The 18,853-nt window shown below is 67.0% G+C and carries 20 protein-coding genes and 2 pseudogenes; 10 read left to right on the plus strand and 12 right to left on the minus strand.

What is annotated here, in order from left to right; genetic code table 11:
- The first annotated feature begins 59 nt into the window (after positions 1-59).
- Positions 60-917 (plus strand): RecB family exonuclease, encoded by an 858-nt coding sequence (locus G6N24_RS10235; protein ID WP_085161446.1) that lies wholly within the window; start codon positions 60-62, stop codon positions 915-917.
- Positions 914-1,690, plus strand: coding sequence for a thioesterase family protein (locus G6N24_RS10240; RefSeq protein WP_085161452.1), 777 nt, complete (start codon positions 914-916; stop codon positions 1,688-1,690). The genes G6N24_RS10235 and G6N24_RS10240 overlap by 4 nt, the downstream gene beginning before the upstream one ends.
- A gap of 10 nt (positions 1,691-1,700) precedes the next feature.
- Here the strand turns inward: G6N24_RS10240 and G6N24_RS10245 are convergent, their stop codons facing one another.
- From G6N24_RS10245 to G6N24_RS10255, 3 genes are all read right to left on the minus strand, one after another.
- Positions 1,701-2,183: a glycine zipper 2TM domain-containing protein gene (locus tag G6N24_RS10245; RefSeq protein ID WP_085161444.1), complete on the minus strand. Its 483-nt coding sequence runs from the start codon at positions 2,181-2,183 to the stop codon at positions 1,701-1,703.
- A gap of 89 nt (positions 2,184-2,272) precedes the next feature.
- Positions 2,273-3,133 (minus strand): ATP phosphoribosyltransferase, encoded by an 861-nt coding sequence (gene hisG, locus G6N24_RS10250; protein WP_085161442.1) that lies wholly within the window; start codon positions 3,131-3,133, stop codon positions 2,273-2,275.
- A gap of 2 nt (positions 3,134-3,135) precedes the next feature.
- Positions 3,136-3,417: a phosphoribosyl-ATP diphosphatase gene (locus G6N24_RS10255; RefSeq protein ID WP_085161440.1), complete on the minus strand. Its 282-nt coding sequence runs from the start codon at positions 3,415-3,417 to the stop codon at positions 3,136-3,138.
- A 125-nt stretch (positions 3,418-3,542) separates the two neighbouring features.
- On the opposite strand from G6N24_RS10255, the gene G6N24_RS10260 reads away from it, so the two are divergent.
- Positions 3,543-4,967 (plus strand): PPE family protein, encoded by a 1,425-nt coding sequence (locus G6N24_RS10260; protein WP_085161438.1) that lies wholly within the window; start codon positions 3,543-3,545, stop codon positions 4,965-4,967.
- Positions 4,968-4,996: 29 nt separating this feature from the next.
- On the opposite strand, the gene G6N24_RS10265 is transcribed toward G6N24_RS10260, so the two are convergent.
- The 4 genes from G6N24_RS10265 to G6N24_RS10280 form a co-directional block, all read right to left on the minus strand.
- Positions 4,997-5,356 (minus strand): type II toxin-antitoxin system PemK/MazF family toxin, encoded by a 360-nt coding sequence (locus G6N24_RS10265; protein WP_085161436.1) that lies wholly within the window; start codon positions 5,354-5,356, stop codon positions 4,997-4,999.
- Positions 5,353-5,622, minus strand: a complete 270-nt coding sequence (locus G6N24_RS10270) for a hypothetical protein (RefSeq protein ID WP_197743115.1) — start codon at positions 5,620-5,622, stop codon at positions 5,353-5,355. Before G6N24_RS10270 ends, G6N24_RS10265 begins: the two co-directional genes overlap by 4 nt.
- Positions 5,623-5,974: 352 nt before the next feature.
- Complete coding sequence (locus G6N24_RS24445) at positions 5,975-6,316, minus strand: integrase core domain-containing protein (protein WP_163745447.1); 342 nt, start codon at positions 6,314-6,316, stop codon at positions 5,975-5,977.
- A gap of 118 nt (positions 6,317-6,434) precedes the next feature.
- On the minus strand, positions 6,435-6,746 hold the full coding sequence (locus G6N24_RS10280) for a hypothetical protein (protein WP_163745486.1): 312 nt from the start codon (positions 6,744-6,746) through the stop codon (positions 6,435-6,437).
- A gap of 1,070 nt (positions 6,747-7,816) precedes the next feature.
- On the opposite strand from G6N24_RS10280, the gene G6N24_RS23890 reads away from it, so the two are divergent.
- The 3 genes from G6N24_RS23890 (at position 7,817) to G6N24_RS24450 (ending at position 9,257) form a co-directional block, all read left to right on the plus strand.
- A complete protein-coding gene (locus tag G6N24_RS23890) occupies positions 7,817-8,260 on the plus strand; it encodes a transposase (RefSeq protein ID WP_179963428.1) in 444 nt (147 codons plus the stop codon).
- A gap of 147 nt (positions 8,261-8,407) precedes the next feature.
- Positions 8,408-8,797, plus strand: a complete 390-nt coding sequence (locus G6N24_RS10295; RefSeq protein ID WP_163745488.1) for a DDE-type integrase/transposase/recombinase — start codon at positions 8,408-8,410, stop codon at positions 8,795-8,797.
- 118 nt (positions 8,798-8,915) lie between these two features.
- Positions 8,916-9,257 (plus strand): integrase core domain-containing protein, encoded by a 342-nt coding sequence (locus G6N24_RS24450; RefSeq protein ID WP_163745447.1) that lies wholly within the window; start codon positions 8,916-8,918, stop codon positions 9,255-9,257.
- Between the two features lie 49 nt (positions 9,258-9,306).
- Here the strand turns inward: G6N24_RS24450 and G6N24_RS10305 are convergent, their stop codons facing one another.
- The 3 genes and pseudogenes from G6N24_RS10305 to G6N24_RS24005 all read right to left on the minus strand — a co-directional run bounded on the left by G6N24_RS10305 (position 9,307) and on the right by G6N24_RS24005 (position 11,650).
- Complete coding sequence (locus tag G6N24_RS10305) at positions 9,307-10,338, minus strand: IS110 family RNA-guided transposase (RefSeq protein WP_085159019.1); 1,032 nt, start codon at positions 10,336-10,338, stop codon at positions 9,307-9,309.
- Positions 10,339-10,447: 109 nt separating this feature from the next.
- A complete protein-coding gene (locus G6N24_RS25795) occupies positions 10,448-10,669 on the minus strand; it encodes a hypothetical protein (RefSeq protein WP_163745365.1) in 222 nt (73 codons plus the stop codon).
- A pseudogene (locus G6N24_RS24005) lies at positions 10,662-11,650 on the minus strand (IS256 family transposase). The gene G6N24_RS25795 and the pseudogene G6N24_RS24005 overlap by 8 nt, the downstream one beginning before the upstream one ends.
- Positions 11,651-12,021: 371 nt before the next feature.
- Between G6N24_RS24005 and G6N24_RS24455 the strand changes: the two are divergent.
- From G6N24_RS24455 to G6N24_RS24465, 3 genes and pseudogenes are all read left to right on the plus strand, one after another.
- Positions 12,022-12,226, plus strand: a pseudogene (locus tag G6N24_RS24455) (hypothetical protein); the annotation flags it as partial.
- Positions 12,227-12,367: 141 nt separating this feature from the next.
- Positions 12,368-12,577 carry a hypothetical protein gene (locus tag G6N24_RS24460; protein ID WP_232070746.1) on the plus strand — a complete coding sequence of 70 codons (210 nt, stop codon included), beginning with the start codon at positions 12,368-12,370 and terminating at the stop codon, positions 12,575-12,577.
- Positions 12,578-12,921: 344 nt separating this feature from the next.
- Positions 12,922-13,059, plus strand: a complete 138-nt coding sequence (locus G6N24_RS24465; protein ID WP_232070747.1) for a hypothetical protein — start codon at positions 12,922-12,924, stop codon at positions 13,057-13,059.
- Between the two features lie 246 nt (positions 13,060-13,305).
- Here the strand turns inward: G6N24_RS24465 and metH are convergent, their stop codons facing one another.
- Positions 13,306-16,884, minus strand: coding sequence for a methionine synthase (metH, locus tag G6N24_RS10330; protein WP_085159058.1), 3,579 nt, complete (start codon positions 16,882-16,884; stop codon positions 13,306-13,308).
- Positions 16,885-16,968: 84 nt separating this feature from the next.
- Between metH and G6N24_RS10335 the strand changes: the two genes are divergently transcribed.
- On the plus strand, positions 16,969-17,835 hold the full coding sequence (locus G6N24_RS10335) for a PAC2 family protein (RefSeq protein ID WP_085159056.1): 867 nt from the start codon (positions 16,969-16,971) through the stop codon (positions 17,833-17,835).
- Here G6N24_RS10335 and G6N24_RS23895 read toward each other — a convergent pair.
- Complete coding sequence (locus G6N24_RS23895; protein WP_179963481.1) at positions 17,799-18,845, minus strand: hypothetical protein; 1,047 nt, start codon at positions 18,843-18,845, stop codon at positions 17,799-17,801. The two genes, G6N24_RS10335 and G6N24_RS23895, sit on opposite strands and share 37 nt — an antisense overlap.
- Positions 18,846-18,853 lie beyond the last annotated feature (8 nt).

Here is an 18,853-nt window from a genome sequence, read left to right on the forward strand (position 1 = left end):
CAGCCGACTCGCCGCGGCCGGTGCTCGGGGTTGTCGGCGCCCGGTCCTAGGCTGCGGGCATGAGCGACCGGTCGGAGGTATCCCCGCGGGAATTGCGCCCGGCGCTGTCACCGTCGCGGGCCGCCGACTTCAAGCAGTGCCCACTGCTGTACCGGTTCCGCGCGATCGACCGGTTGCCCGAGGCGCCGTCGGCGGCGCAGCTGCGGGGGTCGGTGGTGCACGCCGCGCTCGAGCAGCTCTACGGCCTACCGGCGGGTCTGCGCGGCCCGGACACGGCGAGGTCGTTGGTGGGGTCCGCCTGGGACCGGGTGATCGCTGCCGAGCCCGGGCTGGCCGCCGAGCTGGATCCCGGCCAGCGGACTCAACTGCTCGAGGATGCCCGCGCATTGCTGTCCGGCTATTACCGCCTGGAAGACCCGACGCGGTTCGACCCGCAAAGCTGCGAGCAGCGCGTGGAGGTCGAACTGGCCGACGGCACGCTGCTGCGCGGGTATATCGACCGGATCGACGTCGCCGCCACCGGCGAGCTGCGGGTGGTCGACTACAAGACCGGCAAGGCGCCCCCTGCCACGCGAGCCCTGGCCGAGTTCAAGGCGATGTTCCAGATGAAGTTCTACGCGGTGGCGCTGTTTCGTTCCCGCGGTGTGCTGCCCGCCCGGTTGCGCCTGATCTACCTGGCCGACGGCCAGTTGCTGGACTACTCGCCGGACCATGACGAGCTGCTGCGTTTCGAGAAGACGCTGATGGCGATCTGGCGCGCGATCCAATCCGCAGGTGCGACAGGCGATTTCCGCCCCAGCCCGTCGCGGTTGTGCGAGTGGTGCCCCCATCGACAGCACTGTCCGGTGTTCGGTGGGACGCCACCGCCTTACCCGGGATGGCCGGAGTCGCTGTACCCGACCGAGCCGGCGGCATGAACGGTTGCTACTACCGTCGCCTGGGCACCGCGGCTGACTTTCAAGTCTTCGGTCCGACCGACTACACCCGAAGCAACTGGGACCCCGAAATTCAGCACGGCTCACCGCCCTTGGCGCTGCTGACCAAGCTGATCGAGGAATTGTCGGCGGGCTCTGGCCTGCGGGTCGGCAGGCTCAGTCTGGACATCCTCGGGGCAATACCGGTGACCCCGGTGCGGGCGCGGGCCTGGGTGGAGCGCCCGGGCTCGCGGATCTGCATGATGGCCGCAGAAATGGTGGCAGAGCGCGTGGTGGCGCGGGTGACGGCGTGGCTGTTGGCGATCAGCGACACCGCCGACGTCGCATCCGACCGCTACCCCCCGCTGGTGGAGGGACCGGCGCGGCCGCGTCCGGCCGCCTTCGCGGACGTCGGCGGCTATTTCGACGCGCTGCACTGGCGCCCGCAGAACCCCGAATCGGGCTCGGCCGCCGTGTCCTGGTTCACCCCGCTGGCACACGTCGTCGACACCGACCCGACCACGGCGCTGCAGCGGCTGGCCGCCGTGGTGGACTGCGCCAACGGTGTCGGAGCGGTCCTGGACCCGAGGCAGTCCTTCTTCATGAACACCGACACCGTCGTTCATCTGCACCGACTGCCGACCGGCAGCGATTTCGCGCTGCGGGCCCGCGCGTCCGTCGGACCCGACGGCGTGGGGGTGACCACGGCCGAGGTCTTCGACAAAGCCGGATTTGTTGGCACGTCGGCCCAGACTCTCCTGGTCCGGCACAGGTGAGCTCGAAGCGTCACAAAGCGCCCGTCGCTGCAACGACGGCGAAGCCGCCGAGCACCGCGACCGCATCCTCCAGCAAGGCGATCGGCAGGTCCTTGCCGCCGCTGACGGCCACCAGACGTTTGCGCGCCTGAAAGCCACCCACGGTGCCGAGCACGGCGCCGATCACACCGGCCCCGAGCCCGCCCCACCGATAGCCCCACGCGGTGCCGATGACCGCGCCGGCAAACGCGCCCAAGACGATCCGGGCGGCGAACACCGGTGGGGCGGTGCGAGCCGGTGTCTTGGGAAGTTTGTCGTTGACCAGTTCGCCCACCGCAAGAATGCTCAGGATCACGACCGTGATGACGCTGCCTACCCAGGATGCCCACGTCCCGTGCAGGTTTATCCAGCCCAGAAACGCGCCCCAGGCGAGCACCGCCGGAGCGGTCAGCGAGCGCAGCCCGGCGATGACGCCGATCAACAAGGCGAGCAACAGGACAAGGACGTGCGTCACGGCGACCCTCCTGGGACAGACAGCCTGGCGACGATGTGGACCGGGAGCGGCTCCCAGCGGGACGCTAACACGACCGCCCAGCCGGGCGATCAGAATCGGCAGAACCTGATGTCGGACGCCAGAATCGCTTTGGCCCCGATGGCGGCGAGCGCGTCCATGATCTCGTTGACGCCCCGGCGGGGCACCAGCGCGCGGATTGCGACCCAGTCCGGGTCGGCGAGCGGGGCAATGGTCGGTGACTCCAATCCCGGCGTGATCGACGTGGCCTTGTCAAGAACGGCGCGCGGACAGTCGTAATCGAGCATCAGGTACTGCTGACCGAACACCACGCCCTGCACCCGGGCGACCAGTTGATCGCGCGCCGCGGCCTGGCCCCCGTCATGGCCGCCGTGATCGGCGCGCTCGATGAGCACCGCCTCCGAATCACACAGCGGCTCACCGAAAGCCACGAGGTCGTGCAGGCTCAAGGTGCGGCCGGACCCCACCACGTCGGCGACGGCATCGGCCACACCGAGCTGCACCGAAATCTCCACCGCGCCATCGAGTCTGATAACCATCGCTTCAATGCCCCTGGCGGCCAAGTCTTCTCGGACCAGATTTGGGTAGGCGGTGGCGATCCGTTTTCCGGCCAGGTCGGCCACCGTCCAGTCCCGGCCCGCGGGGCCGGCGTAACGGAAGCTGGACGACCCGAAACCCAACGCCAAGCGTTCGCGCACCGGCGCACCCGAATCGCGCACCAGGTCCCGTCCGGTGATCCCGAAGTCGAGCTCCCCCGACCCGACGTAGATGGCAATGTCTTTGGGCCGCAAGAAGAAGAACTCGACGTTGTTGACGGGATCGATGACGGTGAGGTCCTTGGGATCGGTGCGGCGCCGGTATCCGGCCTCCGCGAGGATCTCGGTGGCCGGCTCGCTCAGCGCACCCTTGTTGGGAACCGCGATCCGCAACATGTTCACAGCTTCCGATAGACGTCTTCGAGGGACAATCCACGGGAGATCATCAGCACCTGGGTCCAGTAGAGCAACTGGCTGATCTCCTCGGCCAGCGCGTCGTTGGGTTCGTGCTCGGCGGCCAACCACACTTCGCCGGCCTCCTCCAAGATCTTCTTGCCCAGCGCATGTATCCCGGCGTCCAGCGCAGCCACCGTTGCGCTGCCGGCCGGCCGGATGCGGGCGCGCTCGCCGAGTTCGGCGAACAGATCCTCGAAGGTCTTCACGGCCAGGGATTGTTCCATGCGCCAGCCAGCAAAGTCACGGCGGTTTCGCCCGGGCTTTCTCGAAAACCCACCAGACTTAGCCTTACCTAAACTAGGTTAGCCTAACCTTGTTATTGTCCGCCTGTCGAAGGAGGCAGCCGATCGTGCCCTTCCCGATGTGGTTCGCGCTTCCCCCAGAGGTGCACTCCGCGCGGCTTTCCACTGGCGCCGGCCCGGGTCCGCTGTTGGCCGCTGCCGCGGCGTGGCACGGCCTCGCTGTCCACTACAGCGACACCGCAACGGAACTCGCGGGCATCCTCGCCGCCGTTCAGGGCGGCGCGTGGGAAGGGCCGAGCGCGGAGCGGTTCGTCGCGGCCCATCAACCGTTTCTCTACTGGCTGCGCGAGGCCAGCGCGGTGGCCAGCGCGGCGGCCGGCGCGCACGAAGCGGCCGCGGCGGGCTACACGTCCGCGTTGGGAGCCATGCCCACGCTCGCCGAATTGGCGGCCAACCACGCCGTGCACGGCGCCCTCGTTGCCACCAATTTCTTCGGTGTCAACACCATCCCCATCGCCCTTAACGAGGCCGACTACCTGCGCATGTGGATCCAGGCCGCCACCGCCATGAACGTCTATCAAGCGGTCTCGGAGGAAGGCCTCACGGCGCCCCCCACGACGCCACCCGCGCCCCGAATCGTCGCCGCCGAGGCCGCCTCCGACTCCGGTAGCAGCTTCCCCGACCCGACGAAGCTGATCCTTCAGCTACTCAAGGATTTGCTGGAGTTCCTCCGAAATCTGGCCGCCGAATTGCTCTCGGGGCCGCTGGGAAACCTGGTCGTCCAGGCACTGGACGCCTTGATCTCCTTCGTGACCGGCCCGGTCTTCACGTTTCTCGCATACCTGGTGCTGGACCCTCTCATCTACTTCGGGCCGTTCACTACGATGGCGAGTCCCGTCCTGTTGCCCGTTGGCCTTAGCGGTCTTGCCGGGCTCTGCGCGATAGCGCAAGACCCAGTGCCACTGGTCGAAAGCGTTCACTCCGATGAGCCCGGCCAGCGGAGTTGGCCCGCGACAACGGGAGTCACGCTGGCGGGCACCGGCAACGCCGCCGCCCCGGTTGCGACTGCCGCCCCCGCCGCGACCGCGTCCGCGGCACCGGCCTCTCCCCCGGCTCCCGGATTCGGCGCCGCCCAAGGGTTTTACGCGGTCGGCGGTCCCGATGGCGAAGGGTTCGCCCCGATCGCCACGACAAAAGGGCGCACCGGTGTCGCCGCGGACGCCGCAGCCGCCGCCGCACTCGCCGGTGACCAGGCAGCGGCCAGCGTCAAGAAAGCCGGCAAGGCGCGCGGCCGCTTGCGCCACTACCGCTTCGAGTTCCTGGAGGACGGCGGGCGCGCGGCCACGTCGGACGCGGCGGTGGCCGAGCAGGTCGCCGCCGGCGACCGTGGGATGGATGCGCTCGGATTCACCGGAACGATCCCGAAATCGGTTGCCGGACAAGCTAAAGGACTGATGCATCTGGGTGGTGGCGAATTCGCCGAGGCCCCGCACGAGCCGATGCTGCCGCGCACGTGGAGCGACCAACAATAGATGTTCGAGGCCTCGGGCAATCGGAACGATCAGCAGAAAGCCACCATTTCACGTAGCCACACGCGCAGCCCGGCGATCTCGGCGGGTGACGCGGTGCCAATCGGCTTGGACCGCGCGAACCGCTGAGTGGACACGGCCGTGATCTCCTCAGTGCGCACCCAGCTCGGCCGGTCTAGCCCCGACTCAGAGGAATCGATGCGCACGTGGTGGTCCAGGCCCCGATCGCGTGTGGTCATCGGCGCAACGAGCGCCATGTCGATCGGAAAGCGACAATGCGTCGCAGACCCAACCACGACGGCCGGGCGCAGACCGCCCTGCTCGTGTCCGATCGGCTGACCGAAGTCCACCAGCCACACCTGCCACGGCGCCAGCCTCAGCGTCCGGCTCACTGGTTGAACTCCGGGTACTCCACGCGCGCGTCTGGTAGCCCGTCGCCAGCCGAGCTGTCGGTCAGCCGCGCTTCAGCCTGGTAACCGGCCCACTCGTCGGGGTCGGCGCGCAGTTCTTCGTACCGGCGGATGATCCGACTGATTTGGTGTTCTCTGACCAGACGCCGGAGCGCTTCGCCCAGTGGCACACCGTGATAGTCACGCTCGGCGATCTTCGCCAGCTCGTCACGTAGCTCGCTGTCGAGCTGCATAGATGTCGTCGCCATAGGCATGAATATACAGATAACTTATAGAAGGCACTATGACCCGACGTGCCTCACGTACTTTGAGCGCGTAGCCGACGGTGGTGCCTCGGCTATTTTGAGCGCGTAGCGCGGAAGGCTTGCCCGATGTGAAGGGGACCAATTGTCATCCCTGAAGGGGTAGGGCGTTGTCAAGGTGCGTTTTAAGCGGGTTCGACCTCGTTGTGGACAGCGCTGAACCGATCCCCGGTGTCAAGGTGGAGCGCCCGCAGCGTAGCGAGGACGAACGACCTTGACACCGGGGGCTGAGAGGTTCAGCGCATGCTTCAGTTGGAGTCGAAGCGGTAGCTGTCAAGGTGTTTGAGACAGCGTCTCACTATGTGGACACTATTTTCGGTTGTGGGGTCGGTGGGTTGATCCATGCCGCGGTCGGTAGTTTCGGGGGCTGTGGTGGGCTGCTAAACCGGTTGGGGTTGGCGGCGTAGGCATCGGCCATGACCCGGGCTCGTTTGGCCTGGATGTCGGCGGCGGTGCCGAAGTACACCGACGCCGGTGTGTGCAGGCCGAGCGCGGAATGGCGGTGCTCGTGGCGCAGGTAGTCGAAGAAGTCTTTGCACCAGGTGCGGGCGTGCTCGATCGAGTCGAACCGTTCGGGAAAATCGTTGCGGTACTTCAGCGTTTTGAACTGGGATTCGCTGAACGGGTTGTCGTTTGACACCCGTGGGCGCAGTGGCTGCGCGCCACGCCGAGGTCGATTAGCAGCTGGGCGACGTTCTTCGACGTCATCGCCGAACCCCGGTCGGCGTGGATCGCGCCGGGCCGCCCGTGTAGCGCGGTCAGCTCGGCCATCCAGTCCTGGGCGATGTCGGCGTCCTCGTGGTACTCGACGCGCCAGCCGACGGGTAGCGGCTGAAGATGTCCAGCATCACGTAGAGCTGGTAGAACTCGCCGCGCACCGGTCCCGCCAATTTGGTGATGTCCCAGGACCACACGTCGTTGGGTTGGTGGGCGACCAGCTCGGGTTTGACCCGCGGCGGGTGTGTGGCTACCCGCCGCCGTTCGCGGGTCATGTTGTGCGTGCGCAGGATCCGGTACATCGTGGACTGCGAGCACAGGTAGACGCCCTCGTCGAGCAGCTCGGCCCACACGGGCGACCGCCTTGTCGGCGAAGCGCGGCTGGCACAACACCGTAAGGATCTGCGTGCGCTCGGCCGCGTCGAGCGCATTGGGCGGCGGTCCGCTCGGCCCGGGTTTGCGGCGTGGACCGGCAGGGCGGTTGCGCTGCCGATACAGGCTCGCGCGCGGCTTGCCCAGCAGCGCGCACGCCTTCGCGGTCGAGGTCAGCCGCTCCACCTCGGGCAGCAACTGTGCGATCACTTCTTCGACCCGGGCCGCGTGCCCGTGCTCTCGGAGAGCGTCTCCAAGAGCGCGTGTGCTTTTCCCACCAGATCCAACGCGGCCCTCGTGCGTTCAAGCTCGGCCTCGGCCCGTTCGGCCCGCTTCCGTAGCCGTTCGATCTCGGCCTGGTCGCGGTCCTTACCACGACCGCCTGACCGGGCCAGCCGTCCAACGCGCCCGCGTCGCGCGCTCGGCGCCACTCCACGATGTGCGATGAGTACAGGCCCTCACGCCGAAGCAGCGCACCCCGCGCACCCGGCTCGGTCAACGCGTCGTACTCGGCCACAATGGCCGCCTTGTACTCCGGGGTGAAGTTGCGCCGCCGGGGACGATCCGCCCGCGGACCCTGGGCCGAATCGGTTCCCACGCCTTCATCATCGGCGCTACCCTTCCGGACCTCAGCCAAAGTCGCCGTCATTGTTCGTTGCAATCCTTACTTGCCCTCAATACCTGGTCAGATATTTTCGAACCCTGCTGTCTCAACTAACCCTGCCAGAGAGGGAAGTCGATTGGGTGTTCGGCGGAGCTTATGTGGTTGTTGGTGCAACGTCTCCACAGTTGATGCCTATGGGGTTGGGGTAGGGCCGAAACCTCGGCTGCCGGTCATCCCTTCGCACCCGCGCCGGTTGGGGGGCATGGAGCGGTGCGCGTTGCAACACGCGGGGTCAATCAAAACGGCGACCGCGCCGAGATGACGGGGGTCAGATCAGACAATTGCACAACCGCACGCGTGTTGCCCTCTCTGGCAGGGTTAGTTGAGACAGCAGGGTTCGAAAATATCTGACCAGGTATTGAGGGCAAGTAAGGATTGCAACGAACAATGACGGCGACTTTGGCTGAGGTCCGGAAGGGTAGCGCCGATGATGAAGGCGTGGGAACCGATTCGGCCCAGGGTCCGCGGGCGGATCGTCCCCGGCGGCGCAACTTCACCCCGGAGTACAAGGCGGCCATTGTGGCCGAGTACGACGCGTTGACCGAGCCAGGTGCGCGGGGTGCGCTGCTTCGGCGTGAGGGCCTGTACTCATCGCACATCGTGGAGTGGCGCCGAGCGCGCGACGCGGGCGCGTTGGACGGGCTGGCCCGGTCAGGCGGTCGTGGTAAGGACCGCGACCAGGCCGAGATCGAACGGCTACGGAAGCGGGCCGAACGGGCCGAGGCCGAGCTTGAACGCACGAGGGCCGCGTTGGATCTGGTGGGAAAAGCACACGCGCTCTTGGAGACGCTCTCCGAGAGCACGGGCACGCGGCCCGGGTCGAAGAAGTGATCGCACAGTTGCTGCCCGAGGTGGAGCGGCTGACCTCGACCGCGAAGGCGTGCGCGCTGCTGGGCAAGCCGCGCGCGAGCCTGTATCGGCAGCGCAACCGCCCTGCCGGTCCACGCCGCAAACCCGGGCCGAGCGGACCGCCGCCCAATGCGCTCGACGCGGCCGAGCGCACGCAGATCCTTACGGTGTTGTGCCAGCCGCGCTTCGCCGACAAGGCGGTCGCCCGCGTGGGCCGAGCTGCTCGACGAGGGCGTCTACCTGTGCTCGCAGTCCACGATGTACCGGATCCTGCGCACGCACAACATGACCCGCGAACGGCGGCGGGTAGCCACACACCCGCCGCGGGTCAAACCCGAGCTGGTCGCCCACCAACCCAACGACGTGTGGTCCTGGGACATCACCAAATTGGCGGGACCGGTGCGCGGCGAGTTCTACCAGCTCTACGTGATGCTGGACATCTTCAGCCGCTACCCCGTCGGCTGGCGCGTCGAGTACCACGAGGACGCCGACATCGCCAGGACTGGATGGCCGAGCTGACCGCGCTACACGGGCGGCCCGGCGCGATCCACGCCGACCGGGGTTCGGCGATGACGTCGAAGAACGTCGCCCAGCTGCTAATCGACCTCGGCGTGGCGCGCAGCCACTGCGCCCACGGGTGTCAAACGACAACCCGTTCAGCGAATCCCAGTTCAAAACGCTGAAGTACCGCAACGATTTTCCCGAACGGTTCGACTCGATCGAGCACGCCCGCACCTGGTGCAAAGACTTCTTCGACTACCTGCGCCACGAGCACCGCCATTCCGCGCTCGGCCTGCACACACCGGCGTCGGTGTACTTCGGCACCGCCGCCGACATCCAGGCCAAACGAGCCCGGGTCATGGCCGATGCCTACGCCGCCAACCCCAACCGGTTTAGCAGCCCACCACAGCCCCCGAAACTACCGACCGCGGCATGGATCAACCCACCGACCCCACAACCGAAAATAGTGTCCACATAGTGAGACGCTGTCTCAAACACCTTGACAGCTACCGTTGCGTCCGAGATGCTCACGCCGCCACCTGTCGGTGGGCCAGGGCGCGGATATGTCCGTCGCGCAGCCCGTAGTAGACGAGAGTGAGCAGCTTGCGGGCTGCAGCGATCTTGGCGATGTTGCGGCCGCGGCGGCCCTCGATCCGTTTGCGATCAAGGGTGATCTTGGCAGTGTCGGGCTGGCGCTGGATGGCTTCGACCGCCGCCCAGCGGACGAGTTTGCTGCCCTGCTTGGTGATATGTCCGCGTCGCACGACTTTGTCTGATTCGCGGTGCGTGGGGGTCAACCCGGCCCACGAGCACAGGCGGGCGGGGCCCGAGAAACGGTGTACGTCCCCGATTTCGGCGACGAACACCGCCGCCAGCACTGGCCCAACGCCGGGCAGTTGCTGGATCACTTGATAGCCGCGGTCGGCGCGTAAACGTTCGGCGATTATCGCGGCGAAGCGTGCTTCGTGGCGGTCAAGGATGTCGATCAGTTCCAGCAGCGAGCTGATTCGTTGGGCGTAGGCGGCGCCCAGTGGCACCTTCGCCAGCCGTTGGCGGCCGGTAACGCCGAACAAATCCGACGCCGAGATCAGTACGCCAGCCTTAGCAAGGACCGCATGCACCTGGGCCTTCAGTCCGGATCGGAGCGCGACCAGTTTGGCGCGGTAGCGCACCAACTCCCGCAACTCGCGGGTTTGCGGTGGAGCGATCCACGCTTCGGGCAGCCGGCCCATCCGCAGGAGATCAGCCAGATCAGCGGCGTCACGTACGTCATTTTTGACCCGCCGATAGCGGAATCCCTTGACCCCCAACGGATGCGCCAAATGCACATGCGCTCCGTGCTCCTGCAGCACATCAACGGCCCAATACCAGCCGTAGGTCGCCTCTAGCACCACCTCGGGGTCAGAGCCAGCCTGCTCAAGCTGCAGTCGAAGCGCCACCGGATCGTTGACGATCCGAACCGCAGACAGCAGCTCCCCAGATTCACACTGGCGCACGATTACCGACCGCTGCCGATGCAGATCAATCCCGACGAACTGCCTGCCGTCATACTCGTCCATAGGGGCCTCCCTTTGTTTGTGGAAGTAACACCCCCAGCATCCGCCGGGAACGTCACGAGGAGCGGAGGCCCCGCCCCTTCATCGCATCAATACCTGTGGATCAAGATTTTCAGGCGGCCTCCTCCTTCTGGGTCTCTTCAGTGACCGGTTCGTCGGGTCGTTCGACGAGCTTGCCGTTCTCGAATTTGGCGCCAGCACGGACAAGGGCGACCAGGTGTGGGGCGTTGACCGCGCGCCAGCGTGATTGTGCGGCCTCGATCAGCTTGTAGGCCATGGCGATTCCTGCGGCGCGCGAACCCGGACCCTTGGTGATCTTGCTCCGATTACGCACCGTCGAGAAGGTGCTTTCGATCGGGTTTAGTGGTGCGTAAATGCACCCAATGTTCGGCCGGGAAGTCGTAGAAGGCCAGCAGCTGCTCGAGGTCGTCGGTGATCTTGGCGACCGCCTTGGGGTACGTGGCGCCGTAGGCCACCTCGAACGCCTTCACCGCGTCCAGTGCGTGGCGTTTGTCCTCGGCGTTCCAGATCTCCGCCAACGCCTTCTTCGCCCCAGGATGCGCTGATTTCGGCAGCGCTCCAAGAACATTCGAGATTTATGGAACCAGCAGCGCTGCTCCTTTGTCTGCGGGAACACCTCGCGCAGCGCGCCCCAGAACCCCAGCGCCCCATCCCCGATCGCCAGCACCGGCGCCCGCATGCCGCGACGTTTGGCATCACGCAGCAGATCCGCCCACGACTTAGCCGCCTCCCGGTAGCCGTCAGCCAGGGCGATCAGCTCCTTGCGCCCATCAGCGCGCACCCCGATCAACACCAGCAGGCACAACTTGGTCTCCTCCAGGCGCACATTGACGTGAATGCCGTCGGCCCACACATACACGTAATCAACCCCCGAGAGATCCCGTGCCGCGAACGCCTCCTGCTCGGCCTGGGTCATCGCCTGGGTCAGCTTGGTGATCGTCGCCGCCGACAGGCCCTTGGCCGAGCCGAGGAACTGCCCCAGCGTCGGCCCGAAATCCTGCGACGACAGACCGTGCAGATACAAAAGCGGCAGCACCTGCTCCACCTGCGGGGTCTTGCGCGCCCACGGCGGCAGGATCGCCAACGAAAACCGCACCCGATCACCGGTTTCCGGGTCAACACGGCGGTCGTTGACCCGCGGGGCGTGCACCTCGATCGCACCCGCGGCCGTCATCACCTCGCGGGGCTCGTGATAGCCATTGCGCACCACCAGCCGATGCCCGTTCTCGTCGCGCTCATCAGCGAACCGGGCGCAGTAGGCGGACACCTCCGCCCGCAACGCCGCGGCCAGCATCTGCCGCGCGCCCTCGCGCACGATCTCATCGATCACGACACCGGGCCCGCCAACGCGACCGGCGCAGCAGCCGAACCATCACGATCGCCGGCCTCAGGGACTACATTGAGCATGGTCGTACCTTCCCGAACCAGCGCGTCAACGCCGGTCCTTGATCAGACAACTTGGGAATTCAGATCATCCTCGGGAAGGTGCGCCCAATCACGCCGCCTCGCCGAGGCCCATCCACAGGTTCTGATCATTGCTCTGTGAAGGGCAAGATCGACGTGGCCGCAAGACGGCAGGTAACCAACAAATTGCGAGGTCAGTACCGCAATGCGTCCACGGCGGACAAGACCGCGATCCTGGATCGGGTGGTGGCGACCACGGGGATGGGCCGCTCGACGGCGCGGCGGCTGTTGACCGGCCCGAGGCTGCCGGCACCGGCCGAGCAGGTCGATGGGCGCAGCTTGCGACCGCGGGGCTTCAGCGACGACGCCAGGGCCCTTTTGGAGCATGTGTGGGCGTTGATGGGCATGCCGTGCGGCAAGTACCTGGTGGTCATGGTCGAACTATGGCTGCCGCTTTTGAAGACAATGAGCGCGGCCACCGTGGACCGCTACCTCAAACCCGCCCGGGATGCGATGCGCATCAAGGGCATCTCGACCACCAAACCCGCTGCTGCGGAATTCGATCTCCATCCGCACCTGCGCCGATGAGGCGCCCCAGGCCCCGGGAGTGATCGAGGCCGACACCGTGGCGCACTGCGGCCCGACGTTGATCGGCGAGTTCGCCCGCACGCTGACGATGACCGATCTGGTGATCGGCTGGACCGAGAACCACTCGATCCGCAACAACGCCGTCACGTGGATCCTCGAGGGCATCGAGGAACTGCAGCAGCGTTTTCCGTTCCCGATGGCGGTTTTCGATTCGGATTGCGGGTGGTGAGTTCATCAATCACGAGGTCGCCGACTGGCTGCAGGCCCGCGACATCGCCCAGACCCGCTCGCGGCCCTACCAGAAGAACGACCAGGCCCATGTGGAGTCGAAGAACAATCATGTGGTGCGCAAACACGCGTTCTACTGCCGCTATGACACCCCCGAAGAGCTGGAGCTGCTCAACGAGCTGTGGCCGTTGGTGTCGCTGCGGTGCAACTTCTTCACCCCGACGAAAAAGCCGGTCGGCTACACCACCACAACTGACGGTCGCCGCAAGCGCATCTACGACAGCCCGGCCACCCCGTGGCAGCGCCTACAGGCATCGGGAGTCCTATGCACAACAACTCTCGAACGTGGCCGCCCGAATCGAGGGCATCAACCCCGCCGATCTGACCCGTCAGATCAACACCATCCAAATGCAGCTGCTCGACCTGGCCAAGACCAAAACCGAGGCCCTGTCCGCCGCCCGCCGCCTCGACCTGCAAGCATGACAACCGTCAATCAACCGATTGGCCACCGCGAAGTAGTGCAAGCCCCCCACGCGCTCACCATGCGCGAGGCACCAACCACCGCTTCGCGCTCACTTCTACGTGAGGCACCTCGTGACCGCTGCGCGCATATGGCCCCGGAAGTGGGGCGCGCAGGGAGCAAACGGCACCGACGGACCCACGGCGACCCCGGCTGATCGGGTGCTCTGTCGGTGGGTGGCTGTGCCCCCCGACCACAGGCGTTTGCGCTCACACGTTGAAGTACTTGGCCTCGGGATGGTGCAGGACGAACGCGTCGGTCGACTGCTCGGGATGCAGCTGCAACTCCTCGGACAACGTCACGCCGATGCGTTCGGGCTGCAGCAGCTCCATCATCTTGGCCCGGTCCTCGAGGTCCGGGCATGCGCCGTAACCGAAGGCGAACCGGGCACCACGGTAGCCGAGCTTGAAATAGTCCTCGACGGCATCGGGATCGTCAGCGGCCATCGCCCGGTCCCCGGAAAACTTGAGCTCCTCGCGGATACGCCGGTGCCAGTATTCGGCAAGCGCCTCGGTGAATTGCACGCCGATCCCGTGCACTTCGAGGTAATCGCGATAGGAATTGGACGCGAACAGCTTGTTGGCGAAGTCGGCGATGGGTTGGCCCATGGTCACCAGTTGGAATGGCAGCACGTCAACCTCGCCGCGCTCGCTGGCCAGCTCTCGCGACCGGATGAAGTCGGCGATGCACAGGAACCGGCCGCGTTGCTGGCGCGGGAAGGTGAACCGGAACCGCTCCCGCGCATCGGCTTTCGGCTCGGTGAGCACCACGACGTCGTCGCCCTCGGAGACCGCCGGGAAGTAGCCGTACACCACGGCGGCGTGCGCCAGGATGCCGTCGGTGGACAACTGGTCGAGCCAGTGCCGCAGCCGGGGCCGGCCTTCGGTCTCGACGAGGTCCTCGTACGCCGGTCCCTGTCCGCCGCGCACACCGCGTAAACCCCACTGGCCCAAGAACAACGCTCGCTCGTCGAGCAGGCCGGTGTAGTCGGCCACCGCTAGGCCCTTGACGATCCGCGATCCCCAGAACGGCGGAACGGGGACCTCGACATCGGCCGCGACATCGGAGCGTTCGGGCACTTCGACCGGCTCTTCGGCCGCTTTGCGTTGCGCCGCAATGCGTTTGGACCGCTCGTGACGGGCCTTGCGCTCGGCTTCCTTCTTGCGGGCCGCGATTGCCTCCGGGCTGTCGGTGTCCGGCGCCTCGCCCCGCTTGGCGCTCATGATGGTGTCCATCAGCTTCAGGCCCTCAAAAGCGTCTCGCGCGTAATGCACTTCGCCCTCGTAGACTTCGGCCAGGTCGTTCTCCACATAACTGCGCGTCAGCGCCGCGCCGCCGAGCAGCACCGGGAACCTTTCGGCGACTCCCCGGGTGTTCATCTCCTCGAGGTTTTCCTTCATCACCACGGTCGACTTCACCAGCAGGCCCGACATGCCGACCACGTCGGCGCTCTTGTCCTCGGCGACCTCGAGAATGTTGGCAATCGGCTGCTTGATGCCGATGTTGACCACCTCGTAGCCGTTGTTGCTCAAGATGATGTCGACGAGGTTCTTGCCGATGTCGTGCACGTCGCCCTTGACGGTGGCGAGCACGATCCGTCCCTTGCCGGCGTCACCTTCGGCCTTTTCCATGTGCGGCTCCAGGTAGGCGACCGCGGTTTTCATCACCTCGGCGGACTGCAACACGAACGGCAGCTGCATCTGGCCGGAGCCGAACAGCTCGCCGACGGTCTTCATGCCGGCCAACAGGTTCTCGTTGATGATCTCCAGCGGCGGCTTCTGCGTCATCGCCTCGTCGAGGTCTGCCTCGAGGCCGTTGCGTTCGCCGTCGACGATGCGTTGCGCCAGCCGCTCGAACAGGGGCAGTTTCGCCAGTTCGGCGGCCCGGGATTCTTTTGACGACGCCGCCGACACGCCCTCGAACAGGCGCATCAGCTCCTGCAGCGGGTCATAGCCGTCGCGGCGGCGGTCGTAGATCAGGTCCAGCGCGACGTTGCGTTGTTCTTCGGGTATGCGGTTGATGGGCAGGATCTTCGACGCGTGCACGATCGCCGAGTCCAGCCCCGCCTCCTGGCATTCGTGCAAGAACACCGAGTTGAGCACTTGGCGCGCAGCGGGATTGAGGCCGAACGAGATGTTGGACAAGCCCAGCGTGGTCTGCACGTTGGGGTGACGCCGCTTGAGCTCGCGGATCGCCTCGATGGTCTCGATGCCGTCGCGGCGCGACTCCTCCTGCCCGGTGGCGATGGTGAATGTCAAAGTGTCGATGAGGATGGAGGATTCGTCGACGCCCCAGTTGCCGGTGATGTCGGCGATCAGCCGCTCGGCGATCTCGACCTTCTTCTCCGCGGTGCGGGCCTGACCCTCTTCGTCGATGGTCAGCGCGACCACCGCCGCGCCGTGCTCGGCGACCAGCTCCATGGTCTTGGCGAAGCGCGACTCCGGGCCGTCGCCGTCCTCGTAGTTGACCGAGTTGATGGCGCAGCGGCCACCCAGATGCTCCAAACCGGCTCGCAGCACCGGGGTTTCGGTGGAGTCCAGCATGATCGGCAGCGTCGACGACGTGGCCAGCCGGCTGGCCAGTGCCTTCATGTCGGCCACGCCGTCGCGGCCCACGTAGTCGACACATAGATCCAGCAGGTGTGCGCCGTCGCGGGTCTGGTCCTTGGCGATGTCCAGACACTTCTGGTAGTCCTCGGCGATCATCGCCTCACGAAAGCCCTTGGAGCCGTTGGCATTTGTCCGCTCGCCGATCACCAGGACCGAGGCGTCCTGCGCGAACGGGATGGCGGTGTACAGCGACGACACCGACGGCTCGGAGGTGACGTGGCGCTCGGGGCGGTTGACGTCAGCGACTGCGGCGGCCACCTCCCGGATGTGGGCCGGGGTGGTACCACAACAGCCGCCGACCAGCGACAGTCCGAACTCGGCGATGAAACCGGACAGCGCCTCCGCCAATTCGTCTGGCAGCAGCGGATATTCAGCGCCTTTCGCGCCCAGCACCGGCAACCCGGCGTTGGGCATCACCGACACCGGGATGCGGGCGTGCCGCGACAGGTGCCGCAGGTGCTCGCTCATCTCGGCGGGCCCGGTCGCGCAATTCAAACCGATCATGTCCACGCCGAGCGGCTCGACGGCCGTCAGCGCCGCGCCGATCTCGCTGCCCAACAGCATCGTGCCGGTGGTCTCCACGGTGACGTGCGCGAACACCGGAATGTGCCGCCCGGCCCGCTTCATCGCGCGACGCGACCCCAGCACCGCCGCCTTGAGCTGCAGCAGGTCCTGGCAGGTTTCCACCAGGATGGCGTCGGCGCCGCCGTCGAGCATGCCGAGGGCGGCCTCGGTGTAGGCGTCACGGATGACCGCGTACTCGGTGTGGCCCAGCGTCGGCAGCTTGGTGCCCGGCCCCATCGACCCCAGCACGTAGCGTCTGCGGTCCGGTGTGGCCATCTCGTCGGCGACCCGGCGGGCGATCGCGGTGCCCTTCTCCGACAGGTCGCGGATCTTGTCGGCGATGTCGTAGTCGCCGAGGTTGGACAGGTTGCAGCCGAACGTGTTCGTCTCGACGGCGTCGGCACCCGCCTCGAAGTAGTTGCGGTGGATGGCTTCCAGCACGTCGGGGCGGGTCTCGTTGAGGATCTCGTTGCAGCCTTCCAGGCCGCGGAAGTCGTCGAGCGTGAGGTCCGCGCCCTGCAACTGGGTGCCCATGGCGCCGTCGCCCACCACCACGCGCCGCGACAAAACGTCGAGGAGATCGGTGTCGTAGTGGTGTTCGTTTGCTGCAGTCACAGGGCAAGGATAGTCGGCCTCTGGGAAATTCCTCAGTCGTTGACAGCGCTCTGACAGGTCAGGCCCAGGCCGTACGCTGATTCTGTGAGCCCGTCCGATGGCAGCGAAACACTGCCCGAACTGCATAACACCGTCGTCGTGGCGGCCTTCGAGGGCTGGAACGATGCCGGTGACGCGGCCAGCGACGCGGTGGCTCACCTGGCCGCCATCTGGAAAGCCCGTCCGATCGTGGAGATCGACGACGAGGCCTATTACGACTACCAGGTGAATCGTCCGGAGATCCGCCAGGTCGACGGCGTCACCCGGGAGCTTCAGTGGCCGGCGATGCGGATCTCACACTGCCGCCCGCCGGGCAGCGACCGCGACGTCGTGCTGATGCACGGGGTGGAACCGAACATGCGCTGGCGCACATTCTGCGACGAGCTGCTGGCCATCATCGACAAGCTCAACGTCGACACCGTCGTGATCCTGGGGGCGCTGCTGGCCGACACCCCGCACACCCGGCCGGTGCCAGTCACCGGCGCGGCCTACTCCCCCGAGTCGGCGCACCACTTCGGCCTGGAGGAAACCCGCTACGAGGGCCCGACCGGCATCGCCGGGGTCTTCCAATACGCCTGCGTGGCGGCCGGCATCCCGGCGGTGACGTTCTGGGCGGCGGTGCCGCATTACGTGTCACAGCCGCCGAACCCGAAGGCGACCGTGGCCCTGCTGCGCCGAGTCGAGGACGTGCTCGACGTCGAGGTGCCGCTGGCCGACCTGCCTGCGCTGGCCGAGGCATGGGAGCGAGAGGTCACCGAGATGACCGCCGAGGACGACGAGCTGGCCGACTACGTGCAGTCGCTGGAGCAGCATGGCGACGCGGCGGTGGACGTCGGCAACATCGACGCCGACGCGCTAGCCGCCGAGTTCGAGCGCTATCTGCGCCGGCGACGGCCGGGATTTGGGCGGTAATCGGGGCGCCGGTTCAGCCGTGGGCGCCCTGGCTGCCGTCGTTCCCGGCCTTGCCGTTGATGCCGGGGCGCCGCCGGGACTTCCGCCTGGGCCGCCGGCCCCGAACGCGCCGCCGGTGCCGCCGGCCCCGCCCTCGCCGCCGCCCCCGGCAGCGCCGCTAGCTCCCGCCCGACCGAATAGCCAGCCCCCGCGCCCCCCGGAGCCGCCCGCTCCCCTACCACCGCCGGTGCCTCCGGTGCCGCCGTCGCCGCCATCACCGCCGAAGCCACCGCCGCCGCTTTGGGCCTTGCCACCAAGGACGGGGCTGGCCACGGCAGACCCGCCGGTGCCACCCGCACCGCCCGCCCCCCGGCGTCGCCCACACCGCCAACACCGCCCACCCCGCCGGCGCCGATCAGCAGCCCGCCGTGACCGCCGTCACCTCCGGCGTTGCCGGCCACGTCGCTGATATTGCCCCGACCACCGGTGCCGCCGCTTCCCCCGTTGGCGCTGGCGGAAGGACTCTGGGCGGTCCCGCCCAGCCCGCCGCCACCGCCCGCCCCGCCCGACGCCCTGGCGTCGCCGCCGGTGCCGCCCGTACCTGCTATGGATGAACCAAGGCTGGACAAACCCGCGCCACCTTGTCCGCCGGTACCGCCGGCACCGCCCAGGCCACCGGCGCCGCCGTCGCCGCCCCTGGCGAGACCTCCCCCGGTCGACTGCCCGTCCCCGCCGTGCCCGCCGGTGCCGCCGGTGACGCTGGCCAGGCCGGTGCCACCGGAACCGCCGGGCCCGCCGGTCGCATTGCCGGTCTGGGTGTCGTTCGTGCCGGCGGCGCCGGGCGCCGCGGTGTTGTTGCTGACGGTCGGGTTCACCCCGTTTGCCCCGGTGACGCCGGTGCCGCCGTGCCCACCGGCGCCGCCATTGCCGAACCGATCCCAGCCAAATCCGAAGCCGCCGCCGCGATCTCCGGCGCTACCGCGATCACAAAAGACACGTTGTCCTCCGTTCAGTTCACTGACGGCCCACACAAATCGTC

The sequence above is a fragment of the Mycobacterium lacus genome, from assembly GCF_010731535.1.
GTDB classification, from domain to species: domain Bacteria; phylum Actinomycetota; class Actinomycetes; order Mycobacteriales; family Mycobacteriaceae; genus Mycobacterium; species Mycobacterium lacus.